At 63.7% G+C, this 443-nt stretch carries 1 protein-coding gene; it reads left to right on the top strand.

Translation table 11 applies throughout. The features are described 5' to 3' along the window. A partial coding sequence (locus M9827_RS27620) for a hypothetical protein (RefSeq protein ID WP_250608393.1) occupies positions 1-443 on the top strand: 443 nt, incomplete at both ends.

Below are 443 nucleotides of genomic sequence, written 5' to 3'. Positions count from 1 at the left end.
GTTTGGGTCGATCACGAAAACCGCCGCACCCGCTTTCCGTTGCCGAGTAGTGAGCGGCCAGCGATTCACAACAGCCTGTCGCGGGCAGCGATTTTCTTGGGCGATGAGCCGGAGGAGCTGATCCTCGCGCTGGCCGGGGAAACCGCACGGTTTTATCACTTTCGCGCAGGACGGCTGACGGCGATCAGCGATGCCTATGGCAATCGTCTGACGGTGCAGCACGATCGGTCTGACCGGGTGCAGCGCCTGGACAACGGCGCCGGGCGTTCGCTGCTGTTGCGGTATGACCGCGCGCAGTTGGTCGGGGTCGATTACCAGGTGTTTCGCGACGGTGCCTGGGACAGCGAACAGACGCTGGTCAGCTACCGCTACGACGCCTATCGGCACCTGATCGAAGCGACCAACGCCGTCGGCGACAGCGAGCGTTACGACTACGACGACGC

This window comes from Pseudomonas sp. AKS31 (assembly GCF_023634765.1).
Lineage (GTDB): Bacteria > Pseudomonadota > Gammaproteobacteria > Pseudomonadales > Pseudomonadaceae > Aquipseudomonas.
The sequence above is the reverse complement of the archived record's forward strand: the minus strand, read 5'-3'. Positions and strand labels throughout refer to the sequence as shown.